Annotated in this window: 1 pseudogene; it reads right to left on the reverse strand. The window is 52.1% G+C overall.

From position 1 onward, the window contains the following. Positions 1-10: 10 nt before the first annotated feature. Positions 11-801: pseudogene (locus ACOTX5_RS26690) on the reverse strand (phage tail protein); the annotation flags it as partial.

The following is an 801-nucleotide window of genomic DNA, read 5'->3' on the forward strand; positions in this document are numbered from 1 at the left end:
AAACCGACCTTTATTCACCCGCATCAGCAGTCATGGCCAGCTCTGCTGCTCTGATTTTTTGGTTGTATAAAGAATCGGCAGGCATTTCGACGCGCACGGACACGAACTGGTCGCTAGGAATGTCGACAGGATCACCGTCACCCACGCCTTCCAGTTCGTTTCTGGCGAATGCAGGCGCATCAGGGTGAGTACGATGATAGGTTTTTACCAGTACCGAACCATCGGCGTTAACCTCATAATCCAGCCAGATAAGCGGTTGCTTGTTGCGATCGGTAGGGATGTCAAAACCTCCATCGATGCCGCCCCATGCTGCGTCTGAGTTCAGCCCCTGACACCCTTCCACCAGATATTGGCCTGTGACCAGACGGGTTACAGTGCAGCCCTCCGATTCGTCATTCGTCCGGTATGAACCATCGGAAAATATTGCCACCACTGGCGATGCAGCTTTCAATGTACCGTCGCTGGCGCGGGTCGTGTTGTATTCGCTATAAAGCTTAACCCAACCCCTCCAGCCATTTGCATCCTTCACGTTGAATGCAAGGGTAGTGTTATCAGCCTGAAGAGCTTGCATTGCGGAGGTGGCATATCTACACATGACGAGAACAGGCGCGTACGGGTTAAAGAAATTAACTCCCGTAGCGCCACCGCCAGCGTAAATGCCACCTTTTTCAATGGTCTTAAAATCAGTAGTCAGGGGCAACCAATCCGCGCCTATCCCAAACTGCCCTACAGTTAGCACACCATCAGCAGGGTAAGTCTCGTTGGACCGCGCATTAAGTATGGCTGATGTTCCTAAACCGA

This window comes from Enterobacter cloacae complex sp. IR5441 (genome assembly GCF_049238215.1).
GTDB classification, from domain to species: domain Bacteria; phylum Pseudomonadota; class Gammaproteobacteria; order Enterobacterales; family Enterobacteriaceae; genus Enterobacter; species Enterobacter hormaechei_C.